At 40.4% G+C, this 4668-nt stretch carries 3 protein-coding genes; all 3 read right to left on the minus strand.

Annotated features, from left to right (window positions below):
* Positions 1 to 2573: carbamoyl-phosphate synthase large subunit (gene carB, locus RT445_RS08905; RefSeq protein WP_396631796.1), on the minus strand; the 2573-nt coding region annotated here is incomplete at its 3' end.
* Complete coding sequence (gene carA / locus RT445_RS08910; RefSeq protein ID WP_274795888.1) at positions 2566 to 3666, minus strand: glutamine-hydrolyzing carbamoyl-phosphate synthase small subunit; 1101 nt, start codon at positions 3664 to 3666, stop codon at positions 2566 to 2568. The genes carA and carB, both read right to left, overlap by 8 nt.
* A partial coding sequence (locus RT445_RS08915; RefSeq protein ID WP_313470432.1) for a dihydroorotase occupies positions 3666 to 4668 on the minus strand: 1003 nt, incomplete at its 5' end. The genes carA and RT445_RS08915, both read right to left, overlap by 1 nt.

Below are 4668 nucleotides of genomic sequence, written 5' to 3' on the forward strand. Positions count from 1 at the left end.
TTTGTTGCAATATTTGCCATTGGAATATTTGTAATTTTACTTAGGAATGGGACAGTACGTGATGAACGTGGATTTACCTCGATCACAAATACTTCTCCTTGTGAAATAACATATTGGATGTTCATTAATCCGATGATGCCTAGACCTTTTGCAAGGCGAGTTGTATAGTCTACTAACGTCTCTTTTTGAGCTTCTGTTAATTTTTGTGGTGGATAAACAGAGATTGAGTCACCAGAGTGCACCCCCGCACGCTCAATATGCTCCATGATACCTGGAATTAAAACGTTCTCGCCGTCACAGATAGCATCTACTTCAATTTCCTGACCTGTTAGATAGCGGTCTACTAAAACAGGATGATCAGGAGAGGCTTCCACCGCGTTCTCCATATAGTGTTGTAATTCTTCCTTGTTGTAGACAATTTCCATAGCGCGTCCACCAAGTACATAAGAAGGACGAACAAGGACAGGGAAGCCTAAACGTTCACTTATTGCAAGAGCTTCCTCTGTAGAAACAGCTGTTTCACCCTGCGGCTGTGGAATGTTTAATTCACGTAATGCTTGCTCGAATTTATCACGGTTTTCTGCACGGTCGATATCCTCTAAAGAAGTACCTAGGATTTTCACGCCATTTGCAGCTAGCTTATCAGCAAGGTTAATGGCAGTTTGACCACCGAATTGAACAACGACACCAATTGGTTGCTCTAAGTCGATAATATGCATTACATCCTCAATTGTTAATGGCTCGAAGTATAATTTATCTGACACTGAGAAGTCTGTTGACACTGTTTCTGGGTTTGAATTGATAATTATAGCTTCATAGCCAGCTTCTTGGATCGCCCATACTGAATGCACAGTAGCATAGTCGAATTCAACCCCTTGACCGATACGGATTGGGCCTGAACCTAGTACTACAACTGAAGGTTTTTCTGACTTAATCGATTCATTTTCTTCTTCATATGTGCCATAGAAATATGGTGTTTCTGATTCAAATTCTGCCGCACATGTATCAACCATTTTATAAACTGGAATAATGCCATGCTCTTTACGATAAGCATAAATGGCTTCTGGTGACGTTTCCCAAAGCTCAGCAATTTTCTTATCTGCAAAGCCTAAACGTTTTGCTGTTCGCAATACCTCTTTGTCATTTTTATTGTCAGCAAGTGTTTGTTCCATATCCACGATATTTTTAAATTTATTCAAGAAGAATAAATCAATAGCTGACCATTCATGAATTTGTTGAATTGTCACACCACGGCGTAAGGCTTCTCCGATGAAGAATAGGCGCTCATCTCCCGCCTTGCGGATTCGTTTTTCGATCCATGAATCAGAATTGTCCTCGGCATGCTTTAACTCTAAGTGTACTTGACCAGTCTCAAGTGAACGAACCGCTTTAAGCATCGCTTCCTCAAATGTGCGACCTAGTGCCATTACCTCACCAGTGGCTTTCATTTGCGTACCAAGATTACGTTTCGCCGATTCGAATTTATCAAACGGCCAGCGTGGAATTTTAGCTACGATATAGTCAAGTGCAGGCTCAAAGCAAGCATATGTTGATCCTGTTACAGGATTTTTAATTTCATCTAATGTTAAGCCAACTGCGATTTTTGCTGCTAGCTTGGCAATTGGATAGCCCGTTGCTTTTGATGCTAATGCAGATGAACGAGATACACGTGGATTTACTTCAATTACATAGTAATTAAAGCTATATGGGTCAAGTGCTAGCTGTACGTTACAGCCACCTTCGATTTTTAGTGCACGAATAATATTTAGAGAAATATTACGTAGCATTTGATTTTCACGATCTGATAGTGTTTGCGTTGGTGCTACTACGATCGAGTCGCCTGTGTGAATACCAACTGGGTCAACGTTTTCCATATTACATACGACAATGGCATTATCGGCCGCATCACGCATTACTTCGTATTCAATCTCTTTATAGCCAGCAATTGATTTTTCTAATAAGCATTGTGTAACTGGAGAATATTTTAGGCCGGATGTCACGATTTCCTCTAAATCTTGATCATTATAGCAAATACCGCCCCCTGTACCACCAAGCGTAAAGGCTGGACGAACGATTACAGGGTAACCGATTTTCGCTACAAAGTTTTTCGCTTCATCTATTGAATGGATAATATCAGATTCTGGTACTGGAGCACCTAATTCATACATTAAGTTACGGAATAAATCACGGTCTTCTGCCTTATGAATAGCGTCTAGTTTTGTTCCTAGAATTTCAATACCAAGCTCGTCTAAAATGCCTGATTGGTCTAGTTCAATCGCCATGTTCAGTCCTGTTTGACCACCAAGCGTTGGTAAAATAGCATCTGGGCGTTCTTTGCGTAAAATACGAGATACAAATTCAAGAGAAATTGGCTCGATATAAACCTTGTCCGCAATTTCTGTATCAGTCATGATTGTCGCGGGGTTAGAGTTGATTAAAATAACTCGGTAGCCTTCTTCTTTTAATGAAAGACAAGCTTGTGTTCCTGCATAGTCAAATTCTGCTGCTTGGCCGATGACAATTGGGCCTGAGCCGATTACTAAAATAGTTTCGATATCTGTACGTTTAGGCATGTTGTTTCCCCTTCCCTGCTTCTACTTCCATCATGTCAATGAATTCATCAAATAAGTGGTTTGAATCCTCTGGTCCCGGTGATGCTTCTGGGTGATATTGCACTGTGAAAATTGGATATTTCTTATGTCGTACCCCTTCACATGTACCATCATTTAATGCGATATGTGTTAATTCCAAATCAGTATCTTTTAATGATTCGATATCGATTGCATATCCATGGTTCTGCGATGTTAAGTCTGTACGGCCTGTTCGTAAATCTTTTACTGGATGGTTCCCCCCACGGTGTCCAAACGGCAATTTGAAAGCTTTTGCGCCACTAGCCAAAGAAAAGATTTGATGGCCTAAACAAATACCGAACATTGGCACTTTTCCGACTAAGTTGCGTACCGTTTCAATACCTTCTTGGACGTCTTCCGGATTCCCCGGTCCATTTGATAGCATGATGCCATCAGGATGCCAAGCTAAAATGTCCTCGGCTGACGTATTGTAAGGAACTACTAGCACATCACAATCACGTTTGTTTAATTCTCTTAAAATACCATGCTTCATTCCATAATCAATTAAGACAACTCGTTTACCACGTCCAGGAGATGGATAAGCAGCTTTTGGTGATACTTCACGAACATGGTGAGTAATGGCTGGCGTCGCTTGTAATTGTGCTACAATTTCTTCCACATTCACTTCTTCATCAGCAGCTGTCAAAATCGCTTTTACTGATCCTTTACTGCGAATAATACGTGTTAATTTTCGTGTATCAATCCCTTCAATTCCAGGGATATCTTTTGATGTTAAATAGTCATCTAATGTTAAATCACAGCGGAAGTTTGAAGGTGTTTTAGCAAGTTCACGAACAACAAATCCGCGAATTGCTGGTGTAATCGATTCAAAGTCATCACGGTTAATGCCGTAATTTCCAACTAACGGATAAGTCAATGTTACAATTTGTCCATAGAACGAAGGATCTGAAATGGTTTCCTGATAACCTGTCATTCCTGTTGTAAATACAACTTCACCTTGTGAAGCGCGCTCACTACCAAATGCTGTACCTGTAAATACTGTGCCATCTTCTAAAACTAGTAAACGTTTTTTCATTACTCTGCCTCCTGATATACGATATTGCCTTCAAAAATAGTTAGCACTGGCCAACCCTTTGCCACCCAACCATTAAATGGTGTGTTGCGTCCTTTTGATACAAAGCCTTCTGCATCAATTGTTTGTTCTTTATGAATATCAATTAGAATCATATCAGCTGAAGAACCTACATCTAATGTGCCGTATGGTAAATCAAAAATTTCAGCTGCTTTCACTGTCATCCAATCAATTAATTGTTTTAGCGTCCACTTTCCTGTTTCCACAAATTGTGTATAAAGAAGTGGGAAAGCTGTTTCAAAGCCTACAATGCCGAATGGTGCTCCTACCATACCGCAGCATTTTTCTTCTACTGTATGTGGTGCATGATCTGTTGCGATGCAATCGATTGTGCCATCTAATAGTGCTGCATGCAGTGAATCCTTATCATCTGCTCCACGTAATGGAGGATTCATTTTCCAGTTCGCATCATCGGATGGAATATCCATTTCCTCTAATAACAAGTGATGTGGACAAACCTCTGCTGTTACACGAATTCCAGCTGCCTTTGCATCTCTTACCGCACGAACAGATTCCTTCGTTGATACGTGACAAACATGGTAACGGGCACCTGCCGCTTCTGCTAGTAGAACATCACGTGCAATTTGTACTGATTCACAAATGGATGGAATACCAGGTAAACCAAGTTCTTTGTTACGTTTTCCATCATGCATGACTCCATCATAAATTAAGGAGTTATCCTCACAATGTGCCACAACAACCATATCGTGCTTAGCTGCATCTTTCATTTGCTCATACATAGTAGAGGCAAGTTGAATACCTACTCCATCATCAGAGAACGCTACAGCTCCCTGAGCTTTTAATTCTTCGATATTTGTTCGAACCTCACCTGAAATATCCTTTGTTAGGGATCCATAAGGGAGTACTCGAATAACAGCACTGTCTTCAATTAGTCCATTAATGAGCTGCATATTTTCAACCGAATCTGGTACTGGTTTTGTATTA

The organism is Lysinibacillus sp., from assembly GCF_032093475.1.
Lineage (GTDB): Bacteria > Bacillota > Bacilli > Bacillales_A > Planococcaceae > Lysinibacillus > Lysinibacillus irui.